The sequence below is a fragment of the Leifsonia sp. LS1 genome, assembly GCF_020521355.1.
Taxonomy (GTDB): domain Bacteria; phylum Actinomycetota; class Actinomycetes; order Actinomycetales; family Microbacteriaceae; genus Leifsonia.
This window is the reverse complement of record NZ_BPER01000002.1, coordinates 557,825-570,709: the sequence shown is the minus strand read 5'-3', so window position 1 is coordinate 570,709 and position 12,885 is coordinate 557,825. Positions and strand designations below refer to the sequence as shown.

General features: G+C 72.4%; 11 protein-coding genes. 6 read left to right on the top strand and 5 right to left on the bottom strand.

Annotation, left to right across the window (positions count from 1 at the left end):
* Window positions 1–22: 22 nt before the first annotated feature.
* The gene (locus LLS1_RS06035; RefSeq protein WP_226654002.1) at window positions 23–1,384 is read left to right on the top strand and encodes an MFS transporter; all 1,362 of its coding nucleotides are present in this window, start codon (window positions 23–25) and stop codon (window positions 1,382–1,384) included.
* Window positions 1,371–2,846 (top strand): aspartate aminotransferase family protein, encoded by a 1,476-nt coding sequence (locus tag LLS1_RS06030; protein WP_226654001.1) that lies wholly within the window; start codon window positions 1,371–1,373, stop codon window positions 2,844–2,846. Before LLS1_RS06035 ends, LLS1_RS06030 begins: the two co-directional genes overlap by 14 nt.
* Window positions 2,847–2,861: 15 nt before the next feature.
* Here the strand turns inward: LLS1_RS06030 and LLS1_RS06025 are convergent, their stop codons facing one another.
* From LLS1_RS06025 to LLS1_RS06015, 3 genes are read right to left on the bottom strand one after another with little or no spacing between them, the layout of a single operon-like run.
* On the bottom strand, window positions 2,862–4,004 hold the full coding sequence (locus tag LLS1_RS06025) for an Mrp/NBP35 family ATP-binding protein (protein ID WP_226654000.1): 1,143 nt from the start codon (window positions 4,002–4,004) through the stop codon (window positions 2,862–2,864).
* Complete coding sequence (locus LLS1_RS06020; protein ID WP_223360434.1) at window positions 3,997–4,530, bottom strand: DUF1003 domain-containing protein; 534 nt, start codon at window positions 4,528–4,530, stop codon at window positions 3,997–3,999. The genes LLS1_RS06025 and LLS1_RS06020 overlap by 8 nt, the downstream gene beginning before the upstream one ends.
* Window positions 4,517–5,839: a magnesium transporter MgtE N-terminal domain-containing protein gene (locus tag LLS1_RS06015; protein ID WP_223360435.1), complete on the bottom strand. Its 1,323-nt coding sequence runs from the start codon at window positions 5,837–5,839 to the stop codon at window positions 4,517–4,519. Before LLS1_RS06015 ends, LLS1_RS06020 begins: the two co-directional genes overlap by 14 nt.
* Before the next feature lie 57 nt (window positions 5,840–5,896).
* Here LLS1_RS06015 and LLS1_RS06010 point away from each other — a divergent pair, with 57 nt between their 5' ends.
* Window positions 5,897–6,523 carry a general stress protein gene (locus LLS1_RS06010; protein WP_226653999.1) on the top strand — a complete coding sequence of 209 codons (627 nt, stop codon included), beginning with the start codon at window positions 5,897–5,899 and terminating at the stop codon, window positions 6,521–6,523.
* 12 nt (window positions 6,524–6,535) lie between these two features.
* Here the strand turns inward: LLS1_RS06010 and LLS1_RS06005 are convergent, their stop codons facing one another.
* Entirely contained in the window at window positions 6,536–8,092 is a 1,557-nt protein-coding gene (locus LLS1_RS06005; protein WP_226653998.1) for an aminopeptidase P family protein, read from the bottom strand.
* A 24-nt stretch (window positions 8,093–8,116) separates the two neighbouring features.
* Between LLS1_RS06005 and LLS1_RS06000 the strand changes: the two genes are divergently transcribed.
* From LLS1_RS06000 to LLS1_RS05990, 3 genes are read left to right on the top strand one after another with little or no spacing between them, the layout of a single operon-like run.
* On the top strand, window positions 8,117–8,989 hold the full coding sequence (locus LLS1_RS06000; RefSeq protein ID WP_226653997.1) for a PHP domain-containing protein: 873 nt from the start codon (window positions 8,117–8,119) through the stop codon (window positions 8,987–8,989).
* Window positions 8,990–9,047: 58 nt separating this feature from the next.
* Complete coding sequence (locus LLS1_RS05995; RefSeq protein ID WP_226653996.1) at window positions 9,048–10,169, top strand: hypothetical protein; 1,122 nt, start codon at window positions 9,048–9,050, stop codon at window positions 10,167–10,169.
* Between the two features lies 1 nt (window position 10,170).
* Window positions 10,171–11,313 (top strand): hypothetical protein, encoded by a 1,143-nt coding sequence (locus LLS1_RS05990; protein WP_374758239.1) that lies wholly within the window; start codon window positions 10,171–10,173, stop codon window positions 11,311–11,313.
* Between the two features lie 81 nt (window positions 11,314–11,394).
* On the opposite strand, the gene LLS1_RS05985 is transcribed toward LLS1_RS05990, so the two are convergent.
* Window positions 11,395–12,876 carry a DEAD/DEAH box helicase gene (locus LLS1_RS05985; protein WP_226653994.1) on the bottom strand — a complete coding sequence of 494 codons (1,482 nt, stop codon included), beginning with the start codon at window positions 12,874–12,876 and terminating at the stop codon, window positions 11,395–11,397.
* Window positions 12,877–12,885: the final 9 nt, after the last annotated feature.

Here is a 12,885-nt window from a genome sequence, read left to right as displayed (position 1 = left end):
CCGCATCCAATACGATGCGGACATGATCGCATCGGAGCAGACGCTCACCCGGCCGACGGTCGCCCGGTACGCCATCGGTTCGCTGGGCACGGGTGGCTTCGCCACGCTCCCCGGACTCGTGCTGGTCTACTACCTGACGGACAGCCTCGGGGTGGCCGCACTGGTGGCCGGCGTCGTCGTCACGGTCGCGAAGGTGTGGGACGTGATCATCGATCCGGTCATCGGGGCGCGGAGCGATCGGATGCTCGCGGCGCGGGGATCGCGGCGGCCGATGATGGTGCTGGGGGCGATCGCCCTGCCCGTGTTCTTCCTGCTCACGTTCGCCGTGCCGCCGGGCACGCCGGAGGCGGTGGCGGCGACGTGGGTGCTGGTCGCGTTCGTGCTCACGGCCACGGCGTTCAGCCTGTTCCAGGTGCCGTACATCGCGCTCCCGGCCGAGCTCGCGAGCGGGTACGACGAGCGGACCCGGCTCCTGACCTGGCGGGTGGTCGTGCTGACGTTCGCCATCCTGCTGTTCGGAGCGGGAGGGCCGGCGCTGCGGTCGCTCGGCGGCTACGCGGTCATGGCCCTGATCGCCGGTGTCGCCATCGGCGGCGGGATGCTCATCTCGGCGTTCGTCGCTCCGCGGCAGGCTCCCGCAGCGGTCGCGCCGCCCCGCGAGTCGGTGCTGGTCACACTGCGCACCAACTACGCGGCCGGGGTGCGCGTGCTGCGGGACAGCCAGCCCTTCCGCGCGCTGCTGTTGACGTTCCTCTTGCAGGGGCTGGCGACGGGTTTGATGCTCGCCGGCGCGAACTACGTCGCCACCTGGGTGCTGCACTCGGAGGACGCGGTGACGTTCCTCTTCCTCGCGCTGATCGGTCCCGCTCTCATCGTCACCCCGCTGTGGGGCGTGGTCGCGCGGCGCATCGGCAAGGAGCGGGGATTCGTGGCGGCGAGCATCCTGTTCGGGCTCGCATCGCTGTCGATGGTCGCGCTGCTCTGGGCGCCGGGCGACTGGGTCTACGCCCCCGTCGCCGTCGCCGGCGCCGCGTACGCGGGCATGCAGTCTCTGCCGATGGCGATGCTGCCGGACGTGATCTCGCACGATGCCCGCCGCAACGGGCCGGGCCGGGCCGGCACCTTCGGCGGCATGTGGACCGCGGGGGAGACCACCGGCATGGCTCTCGGCGCGACCGTGCTCACCGTCGTGCTCGCCGTGACCGGATATGTCGTGCGCTCTGCGGACCCGACCGTCGTCGTGGCCGGCGCGTCGCAGCCCGCCGCCGCGGTGGCGGGGATCGTGCTCGCCTTCAGCGCCGTGCCGGCGGCGCTCCTCGCCCTCAGCCTCCTCCCGCTCACTCGCTACCGCCTCCGGAAGGACGACATCGATGGTCTCGTTTGACTCCCGCGCCGTGCTCGCCCGCCTCGCCGCCCTCCGCGCGGCCGATGCGCCGACCCACGGCGGCCGCGTCCTCAGCTACGTCTACGACTCGGGCGTGGCCGAGATCGACGAGCTCGCGGCTTCGGCCATGCGGCTCGTGCAGCCGGTCAACGGGCTCGATCCGACCACGTTCACCTCGGTGGGGGTGATGGAGCGCGAGGTGGTCGGATTCGCCCGCGAGCTGCTGCACGGCGGCGATGACGTGGTCGGCTCGGTGACCTCGGGCGGCACCGAGTCATGCCTCCTCGCCGTCAAGACGGCGCGGGACGCGTGGCGCGCGGCCGGAGGGGAGGGGCGTGCCCGCCTCCTCGCCCCGGTGACCGTGCACGCGGCGTTCCAGAAGGCGGCCGAGTACTTCGATCTGGCGCTCGACCTGGTGCCGGTCGACCCGGCCACCGGGCGGATCGACCCGCGGCGTCTCCTGGAGCGTCTCGCGCCGGACGTCGCGCTCGTCGTCGTCTCCGCGCCGTCGTACCCGTACGGAGCGCTGGACCCGGTCGAGATCGTCGCCGAGGGGTGCGCCGAGGCGGGCGTCGCGCTGCACGTCGACGGCTGCATCGGCGGGTGGATCCTGCCCTTCTGGCGCGAGGCGGACGGCTCGGCGCTTCCCCTGTGGGACTTCCGCCTGCCCGGGGTGACCAGCGTCTCGGCCGATCTCCACAAGTTCGGCTACGCGCCCAAAGGCGCGAGCGTGCTGCTGCAGCGCGGTCGCGACCGCCAGCGGCTGCAGTATTTCGCGACGACGGGATGGCCCGGCTACCCCGTCGTGAATCCGACCCTCCTCGGCTCGAAGTCGGCCGCGGCGCTGGCGGCGTCGTGGGCGATCGTCCAGGCGCTCGGGGCCAGGGGACTGGCGGAGCTCGCGGACTCGTGCCGCCGGTCGACGGCCGCCCTGACGGACCTCGTCGCGGACATCGAGGGTCTCCGCGTGCTCGGGACCCCGACGGGGCCCCTCCTGGCCGTGACGACGGACGAGTCCCTGCCCCCGGAGCGGCGGGTGGACCCGCATCACTGGGCCGACCGCGCACGGGCGCGCGGCTGGCACCTCCAGCTGCAGCCGGGCCTCACCCAGGCGGACGGCACCCGACTGCCGCACACCACCCACCTCACGATCACCCCCGTCACGGGATCGCGGCTGGACGAGCTGGAGGCGGCGCTGCGTGGTGCGGCCGACGAGGCGCGCGGCATCCCGCCGGTCGATCCCGCCGCGGTCCTGGACACGCTCCCCGACGGCCTGGCGGAGAGCCCTCTGGACTCGGATGCGGCGGTCGCCGTGCTGCAGGCGGTGGGGATCGGCGGAAGCGGAGACGGCGCCCTCCCGGACGATCAGGCGCCTCTGCTCGCCATGATCGAGGCGCTCCCGAGGTCGTTGACGGAGCGGCTGCTGGTCGAGCTGCTCGCACGCCTCGTGGAGCCGGTGTGACCGCGGGCCCTCCCGCTACTTCAGGCTGAGGCCGAGCTTGCGCCCGGCGAGTCCTCGGCTCCGCGTCGCGAGCCGCTCGGCGACCAGGCGGATCGCGGCGGCTGCCGGATCCTGCGGATCCGTCACGACGATCGGTGCCCCGGTGTCGCCTCCGGAGCGCAGCGGGATGCTGAGCGGCACGGAGGCGAGCAGCGGCACCTCGGACTCCTGGCCCGCGGACAGCCGGCGGGCCACCTCCTCGCCGCCCCCGCTGCCGAAGAGCTCGAGGACGCTGCCGTCGGGCTGCACCAGGCCGGCCATGTTCTCGATCACGCCGACGACCGTCTGACCGGTCTGCCGGGCGACGACGCCGCTGCGCTCCGCGACGTCCGCCGCGGCCGGCTGAGGCGTGGTGACGACGACGACCTCGGCCTGCGGGAGGAGCTGACCGACCGAGATCGCCACATCCCCCGTGCCGGGCGGCAGATCGAGCAGCAGCACGTCCAGGTCGCCGAAGAAGACGTCGGTCAGGAACTGCTGAATGGTGCGGTGCAGCATCGGCCCGCGCCACGCGACCGCGGCCGACGGGGAGTCGACGAACATTCCGATGGAGACGACCTTCACGCCGTAGGCGACGGGCGGGAGGATCATGTCGTCGACACGGGTGGGGCGGGGCGCTACGCCGTGCTCGTCCGTCAGCCCGAGGATGCCCGGGATGGAGAATCCGTGCACGTCGGCGTCGACGATCCCGACCCGGAGTCCCCGCTCCGCCAGGGCGACGGCGAGGTTGGCGGTGACGGTCGATTTGCCGACCCCGCCCTTGCCGCTGGTCACGGCGTAGACCCGCGTCAGCGAGTCGGGGCCGAACTGCGCGGTGCGGGCCGCGCGGCCGCCGCGCAGGCGCTCGGTGAGCGCCTTCCGCTCGGCCGGTGTCATGACCGTCACGTCCACCGTCACGTCCGTCACCCCGGGCACGCTCGCGGTGGCCGCGCGCACGTCGCGCTCGATGGCGTCCGCGGCGGGGCAGCCGACGATGGTGAGCTTGATACCGACCGTCGCGTGGCCGTCGGGCGCGACCTCCACGCCCCCCACCATGTCGAGCTCGGTGATCGGCTTCCGGATCTCGGGGTCGAGCACCGCCGCCAGCGCACGCCCCACGGCGTCCGCCAGCTCAGGCACGGGTCGTCTCGCCCTCTCCCGCGTCGCGCTCCTCGAGGTCTTCGAGCAGCGCGCGCAGCTCGGCGCGGATGAAGTCCTTCGTCGCCATGTCCCTCACGGCGAGCCGCAGAGCGACGACCTCGCGCGCCAGGTACTCCGTGTCGGCCAGATTGCGTTCGGCACGCTGCCGGTCCTGCTCGATCTGGACCCGGTCGCGGTCGTCCTGCCGGTTCTGCGCGAGCAGGATGAGCGGGGCCGCGTACGACGCCTGGAGGGAGAGGACCAGTGTCAGCGCGATGAAGCCGAGCGCCGCGGAGTCGAAGCGCCAGGCAGGCGGGACGAGGGTGTTCCAGGCCATCCACGCGGCGACGAAGATGGTCAGCCCGAGGATGAACCACGGCGTCCCCATCGCGCGCGCGATCCACTCGGTGAAACGTCCGAACCGGTCGTTCTGATCGGCGCGCCCCCGGCGGGACGACGAGCCGAGGACGGGAGTGCGCAGCCCCTTCGGCGCGTCGAGCCGGTCGTCCTGCCTACCGCGTGCCACCTGGGCCCCTCCTTCCGTTCACGATGCGGATGCTGCCGGTCTCGTCGGACGGACTCGGCTGTTTGACCGGTTCGTCCTCGTCCTGACTTCGCCAGTCGTCCGGGAGGAGGTAGTCGAGCACGTCGTCGATGGTCACCACGCCGACGAGCCGGTGCTTGTCGTCGACCACGGGGACCGAGACGAGGTTGTAGCTCGCGAGGATGCGCGAGACCTCGGCCGCCGAGGTCTCGCCGGTGACCGGTTCGAGGCTCGGATCGAGCAGGGTGCCCAGCCGCACGTGCGGCGGGTAGCGCAGCATCCGCTGGAAGTGCACGATACCGAGGAACCGCCCCGTCGGCGGCTCGTACGGCGGCAGCGTGACGCACACCGCCGCCCCCAGTGCCGGAGCGAGCTCGTGCCGGCGGATGAGCGCGAGGCCTTCGGCGACGGTGGCGTCGGCCGACACGATGATGGGCTCCGTGGTCATCAGGCCGCCGGCTGTGTCGGGCGCGTAGCTGAGGAGCATGCGGACGTCCTCCGCCTCCTCCGGCTCCATCAGCTCCAGGAGGTGCTCGCCGCGCTCGTCGGAGAGCTGGGCGATGAGGTCGGCGGCGTCGTCCGGCTCCATCTGGTCGAGCACGTCGGCGGCCCGGTCGTCGTCGAGCTTGGTGAGGATCTGCACCTGCTCGCTCTCGGGCATCTCCTCCAGCACGTCGGCCAGGCGGTCGTCGGGGAGCTCTTCTGCGACTTCGAGCATGCGCTGCGGTGGGAGGTCGAGCAGGGTGTTCGCCAGGTCGGCGGGCTTGAGCTCGGAGTAGGTGGCGATGAGCTGCTCGGCCGACTGCGCCTCGCCGCGGCGCAGACGTTCGGTGACCTCGTTCCAGGTCACGATCGTCGTCGGACCCTTGCCGAACGGTGACGCACCGGACTTCGGGCGCCGCACGAAGAGCTGCCCGACGGCCCACTCGCCGGTGGCGGACTCCTCGATGGCGACGTCCTCGATGGTGGCCTCGCCGCTGCCGTCGGCGAAGTCGACCTTGCGGCCGAGGAGCTCGGCGATCACGCGCACCTCGCCCCCGCGCTGCTCGAACCGGCGCACGTTGATGAGCCCGGTGGTGATGATCTGGCCGGGAGAGATGCTGGTCACGCGCCCGATCGAGACGAAGACGCGCCGCTTGCCGGGGATCTCGACGACCAGCCCGACGACGGTCGGCGGATCGGATTTGCGATAGACCACCAGGACGTCCCTGACGCGGCCGACCCGGTCGCCGACCGGGTCGAAGACGCTGGTCCCGGCGAGCCGGGCGACGAAGATCCTCGTGGCACTCACGTGTATAAACCTAAGCCCTTCCCGCCGAGCGCACCGTGACAATGGGAGAATGGGAAGATGACCAGCCCCAGCCCGCTCGGCGGCCGCAACCGGATGCTCTTCCCGACCCTCCCGCGCGGTGAGGTCGTCGCGACCTTCGAGACCTACCTCGCCGCGCAGGAGGCCGTGGACGTGCTCGCGCGAGCGGACTTCCCCGTCGACAAGGTCTCGATCGTCGGCAGCGACCTGAAGAGCGTCGAGCGGGTCACCGGAAAGCTCACGTGGGGGAGGGTCGCCCTCGCGGGTGCGGCCTCCGGCGCCTGGCTCGGCATCTTCTTCGGGCTGCTGCTCATCATCTTCTCGCCGACGGTGAGCTTCGCGTTCGTGATCGCCGCCGTGCTCATCGGCGCCGGGTTCGGCATGCTCTTCGGCATCGTCTCCTACGCGATCAACCGCCGCCGCAAGGACTACACCTCGGTCATGCAGGTGATCGCGACCAGCTACTCGGTGCTCGTGGACAGCGACCTCGGCAACCGCGCGCGCAACCTCCTCCAGGGCGGGGCAGGAGCCGCCGAGCAGCCCGCCGCCGCGGCACCGCACCCGAGCGACCCGCCGGCCGCGCCGCATCCCAGCGACCCGCCGCCCGCGTGGCAGCCGCCGCCCGCGGCGCCGGACCCCGACGCGCCGCCCGCACCGCGCGACTGACCCGCGCCCGGGTCAGCGCGCGCCGAGCCGGCTCATCCACGCCTCGACGTCGTCGGCCGTGCGGGGGATGGCGAGCGAGAGGTTCTCGGCGCCGCCGGCCGTCACCAGGATGTTGTCCTCGATACGCACGCCGATGCCGCGGAAGCGCTCGGGCACGGTCAGGTCGTCGGGCTGGAAGTACAGCCCCGGCTCGATGGTGAAGGTCATCCCGGGCTCCAGGACGCCGTCGAGGTACAGCTCACGTCGTGCCTGGGCGCAGTCGTGCACGTCGAGCCCGAGGTGGTGGCTCGTGCCGTGCACCATGTAGCGGCGGTGCTGCTGGTTCTCCGGCAGGAGCGCCTCCTCCGCCGAGACGGGCAGCAGCCCCCACTCGGCCGTCCGGCGCGCGATGACGGCCATGGCGGTCGCGTGGATCTCGCGGAAGCGGATGCCGGGGCGGACGATCGCGAACGCGGCGTCGGCGGCCTCGCGCACGGTCTCGTACACGAGCCGCTGGGTCTCGCCGAACGTGCCGTTCACGGGAATCGTCCTGGTGATGTCCGCCGTGTAGTAGCTGTCCATCTCCACGCCGGCGTCGAGCAGGATCAGGTCGCCGGGCACCACAGGGCCGTCGTTGCGGGTCCAGTGGAGGATGCAGGCGTGCGGACCGCTGGCGGCGATCGTGTCGTAACCCACGGCGTTGCCGTCGGCCCGCGCACGGCCGTTGAAGATGCCCTCGACGAGGCGCTCGCCGCGCGGGTGCGCCACGATCCGGGGGAGGTCGGCGATCACGTCGTCGAACCCGCGCGCGGTGGCGGCGATCGCGGCCCGCAGCTCGGCGAGCTCGTAGTCGTCCTTGACGAGCCGCAACTCGGACAGCTCGCGCGCGAGGCGGTCGTCCTCGGCGTGATCCTCGGGATCGGCGGCCTCGGAGAGCAGGAGGCGCGCGGTGTCGACCCGGTCGGTGAGCGCGGGGTCCGCCTCCCGCAGGACCACGGCCGTCGCGTCCACGGTGTCGATGACGTCGGCGGCGTCGGCGATGCCGCGCGTCGGCAGATCGAGGTCGCTCGCGACCTGGGCGAGGGAGGGGCGCGGCCCGATCCAGAACTCGCCGATCTCGGGGTTCGCGTAGAACTCGTCGGAGTCACGGCCGGCACGCTCGCGGAAGTACAGTGTCGCCTCGTGGCCGTCACCGACGGGTTCGAGCACCAGCACGCTGCCGGGCTCGGCGTCGGATCCCCATCCCGTGAGGTGGGTGAACGCGGAGTGGGCGCGGAAGGCGTAGTCGGTGTCGTTGGAGCGCTGCTTCAGCCGGCCGGCCGGCACGATGACACGGCGACCGCGGAAGAGCTCCGAGACGCGCGCACGGCGGCGCGCGGCGTAGGCGGCCTGCTCGCGGGCGCCCGGGAGCACGTCCGGCCGTTCGGCCCAGCCGCTCCCGATGTACGCCTTGAAGGCGTCGGAGCCCGGTGTGGTCGAGCGGTTCGCGGTGGCGCGTGGGGCCTCCGCGGCCTCTGCGGGGATCTCGGCCGACTCGGCGGCGGTGTCGGCGGGGGACGGCGTGGACGACTGGGACGACATGCCGACCATTCTCCCACTCCTAGGATGGAGGGCATGGCTGATGCGCGACGGTTCCGCGGTCCCGTCGACCTCCACACGCACTCGAGCGTGTCGGACGGGACGGAGACCCCTGCGGAGCTCGTCCGCGCCGCAGCGGCGGCGGGGCTGGGGACCGTCGCGCTCACCGACCACGACTCCACCGCCGGGTGGGCGGACGCGGCCGCGGCGGGTGCGGACGTCGGGGTGACGGTCATCCCGGGGATGGAGCTGAGCACGCGGATCGAGTTCGCGAGCGTGCACATGCTCGGTTACCTCTTCGACCCCGCCGATCCGGCGCTCGTCGCCGAGACGCAGCGCATCCGCGACGGTCGGATGCGACGCGCGGAGGACATGGTCAGGCGCATCGCGGAGGACTATGACATCACCTGGGCCGACGTCATGGCGCAGGCCACGGAGGGCGCGACCGTCGGCCGCCCGCACATCGCGGACGCGCTGGTCGCCCGCGGGCTCGCCGAAGACCGCAGTGCCGCGTTCGCGGGGATCCTGCACTGGCGCAGCGGCTACTTCCAGCCGCACTACGCCCCCGACCCGCTGACCGGCGTCCGTCTCATCCGCGCCGCGGGAGGCATCCCGGTGCTCGCGCATCCCGCGACGGGCGGACGAAGCCGCGTCATCCCCGAGGACCGTCTGCGCCGTCTGGTCGACGCCGGGCTGTTCGGTCTCGAGGTCGACCATCGCGAGAACACCGAGGACGGCAAGGCGCGGCTGCGCGAGCTCGCGGCCCGCTACGGCCTGGCGATCACCGGATCGAGCGACTACCACGGTGCGGGAAAACCGAACCGGCTCGGCGAGAACACCACCGATCCCGCCGTCCTCGACCGGATGATCGAAGAAGCGACAGGCGCGGCGCCTTTCTCCGCTCCGTGACCAGGTGCGCTTAGCCTGGACCGCGGGGGACGGAAGGCGAGGTACTCGGGTGAAACGGATGTGGACGTCCTCTGCGGCGGCGGCGGCGCTCGTCGGCGCGCTCGTCCTGGCGGGAGGTGCGGCGCCTGCGGCGGCGGACACCAGCTATCCGTCGTGGGATGACGTCCAGGCGGCGAAGGCGAACGCGGCGAACGCCCAGGCGGAGGTCGACCGCATCAACGGCCTCCTCGCGAGCCTCCAGACCGCCGCCAACGCCGCAGGCGACCTCGCCGTCAAGCGTGCGGGCGAGTACGGCGCCGCCGAGTCGGCCCTCCAGGCCGCGACGGCGAAGGCCGATGATCTGCAGACCCGGGCGACGGCCGCAGCGGCGCAGGCTGCGATGCTCCGCACCCAGAGCGGGACCCTGGCGTCGCAGCTGGCGCGCGCCGGTGCGTCGGACGTCACCCTCCGGCTCTTCTTCGACGCCAACTCCTCCCGCCAGCAGTCCCTGCTCTACGAGCTGGGCGCGATGTCGAAGCTGACGTCGCGCTCCACCGCACTGCTCGCGGCGGCCGACCAGCAGAAGAACGTCGCCTCCGCTCTCAGCACCCAGGCCGCCGCCGCACAGAAGGTGCGCACCCAGCTCGACGCGGACGCGAAGAAGGCCTACCAGGCGGCGCAAGAGGCGGAAGCGGCCGCCGAGGCGCAACTCGCGGACCAGAAATCCCACGCCAACACGCTGTACGCGCAGTTGGCGTCGCTGAAGAACACCGAGGCGTCGGTCGAGCAGAGCTACGCGGCGGGGCAGGCCGCCGCAGCGGCCGCGGCCGCTGCGGCCAATCCGGGCGGCGGCTCCGACGGGTTCGCACCCCCGCCGGGAATGGTCGTCGACCCGGCCGGCGCGCAGGCGTACGCGTCGAGCCGCCTCGCCGCCTACGGCTGGGGGCAGGACCAGATGGGGTGCCTGATCAAACTGTGGAACCACGAGTCCGGCTGGCGCGCCGACGCCTACAACAGCTCCAGCGGAGCGTACGGCATCCCGCAGGCGTGGCCGGCCAGCAAGATGGCGTCGGCAGGGGCCGACTGGATGACCAACCAGGACACCCAGGTGAACTGGGGTCTCGACTACATCGACCGCGCCTACGGATCGCCGTGCGCCGCGTGGAACTTCGAGATGAGCCACGACCCGAACTGGTACTGACATGAGCGTGTGGGCGCGATCCGCGGCGGTCGCCGTGCTGGTGGCGGGGATGGTGGCCGTCGACACGAGCGAGCGTGCCTCCGCCGAGACGTATCCGAGCTGGGACGACGTCGCCGCCGCCAAGGCGAACGCGTCCTCCGCACAGGCTCAGGTGGACCGCATCACCTCCCTGCTCGCCGGACTGCGGAGTGCGGCGAACGCGGCGGCGGAGGAGACGATCGCTCGCGCTGCGGACTACGGGGCGGCGCAGGCCGCCCTCGAGACGGCCACCCGCACCGCGGCGGATCTCGCCGCGCAGGCGGAAGCCGCCACAGCCGAGGCGACGACGCTGCGGACGCAGAGCGGCGCGCTCGCGGCACAGCTCAGCCGCGGGGGCGGTTCGGACGTGTCCCTCCGCCTCTTCGTGAGCGGCGGGAGCGCGTCCGCGGACTCCCTCCTCTACCAGCTCGGGGCCGTCTCGAAGCTCGGCGAACGCTCGAGTGCGCTCTACGCGCGGGCGACGCAGCAGAAGAACGTCGCCGCGTCGTTGCGTGACCAGGCGGCGGCGGCCCGGACCGAACGGACCCGGCTCGACGCGGAGGCGAGGAAGGCGTACGACGCGGCGGCCGCGGCGAAGGCCGCCTCCGACGCCGCGGTCGCCGAGCAGCAGACCCGCGCCGACACCCTGTACGCACAGCTCGCGTCGCTGAAGAACACCGCGGCCTCGGTCGAGCGGCAGTACGCGGAGGGGGTCGCCGCGCGCGCCGCGGAGGAGGCCGCGAACTCCGGGAGCGGCGCAGGTGCAGGCGGCGGGAGCGGTGGAGCCGACAGCTCCGCTCCTCCGCCCGGGATCGTGGTGAACCCGGCCGCCGCGCAGGCGTACGCATCGAGCAGACTCCCCGCCTACGGCTGGGGCGGCGAGCAGATGAGCTGCCTCATCAAGCTCTGGACGAAGGAGTCGAGCTGGCGCGCCGACGCCTACAACCGATCGAGCGGCGCCTACGGCATCCCGCAGGCGCTCCCGGGGAGCAAGATGGCCAGCGCCGGCCCCGACTGGATGACCAACGCGAACACGCAGATCGACTGGGGACTGTCGTACATCTCCGGCCGCTACGGGTCCCCGTGCGCCGCGTGGTCGTTCCACCTCGGACACAACTGGTACTGACCGGCCGACGGCACGCACGACGAAGGCGGCGACCCGTGAGGGTCGCCGCCTTCGTCGTGCAGCGCCGCGAGCGGCGCCGGGTCAGTTCGCCGGGGGCGTGCTCGGTGCGGTGGATGCGCCGCCCCGCGAGCGGCGACGGCGACGGCGGGGGGCGCTGTTGCCGTCGCGGTGCTGCGAGCCGCCGCCGTCGTGCGTGCCGGCGGCGACGCCCTGCTCGCCCGAGCCGTCCGTCGCGGCAGGCGCGCTGGTGGACGCCGAGCCGGCGGCCGGAGCCGAGGAGCCCTCACCACGGGTGCGGCGCCGGTTGCGGTTGCCGGACGGACGCTCGCCGTCGCGCCCTGCCGCGGCCGGCCGGGCGGCCTCGGCCTTCACGACGGGCGTGCTCTTCAGCCGCCCCTTCGACCCGGCGGGGATGCCGAGGTCCTCGTAGAGGTGCGGGCTCGACGAGTAGGTCTCCGTCGGCTCCGGCACGCCCATCTCGAGTGCGCGGTTGATGAGGGCCCACTTGTGCAGGTCGTCCCAGTCGACGAAGGTCACTGCGACCCCGGTCTTGCCGGCGCGGCCGGTGCGGCCGGCACGGTGCAGATAGGTGTCGTGGTCGTCGGGGACCGTGTGGTTGATCACGTGCGTGACGTCGTTCACATCGATGCCGCGAGCAGCGACGTCCGTCGCGATCAGGATGTCCTTCTTGCCGGCCTTGAAAGCCGCCATCGCACGCTCGCGCTGCTCCTGGTTGAGGTCGCCGTGCACGGCGGCGGCGTTGAAGCCCCGGTCGTTGAGCTCCTCGACGAGCTTCGCCGCAGCGCGCTTGGTGCGCGTGAAGACGACGGTCTTGCCGCGGCCCTCGGCCTGCAGGATGCGGCCGATGACCTCGTCCTTGTCGAGCGAGTGCGCGCGGTAGACGACGTGCTTGATGTTGGCCTGGGTGAGACCCTCGTCCGGGTCCGTGGCGCGGATGTGCACCGGGCGCGTCATGAAACGGCGCGCCAGCGCGACGATCGGCCCGGGCATGGTCGCCGAGAAGAGCATGGTGTGGCGCGTCGCAGGGACCTGCTGGAAGATCTTCTCGATGTCGGCGAGGAAGCCGAGGTCGAGCATCTTGTCAGCCTCGTCGAGCACCACCTCCTGCACCTGCTTGAGGTCGAGGAGACGCTGCCCTGCGAGGTCGAGCAGACGCCCCGGAGTGCCGACGACGATCTGCGCGCCGGCCTTGAGCTGCTCGACCTGGCCCTCGTAGGCCTTGCCGCCGTAGATGCTGACGACCTTCGTGGAGCGGTTCGACGTGGCGAGCTCGAGGTCCTCGGCGACCTGGACGCACAGCTCGCGGGTCGGGACGACGACGAGCACCTTGACGCCGGGCTCCGGGTCGAGGCCGATGCGCTGGATGATGGGGAGGCCGAAGCCGAAGGTCTTGCCGGTGCCCGTCTTCGCTTGGCCGATGATGTCCTGGCCGCTCAACGCGAGGGGGATGGTCTGGGTCTGGATGGGGAACGGCTCCACGATGCCTTTGGAGGCGAGCGCGTCCACCATGTCCTGGTCGATGTTGAGTTCGGAGAAAGTCAAAAGGTATGC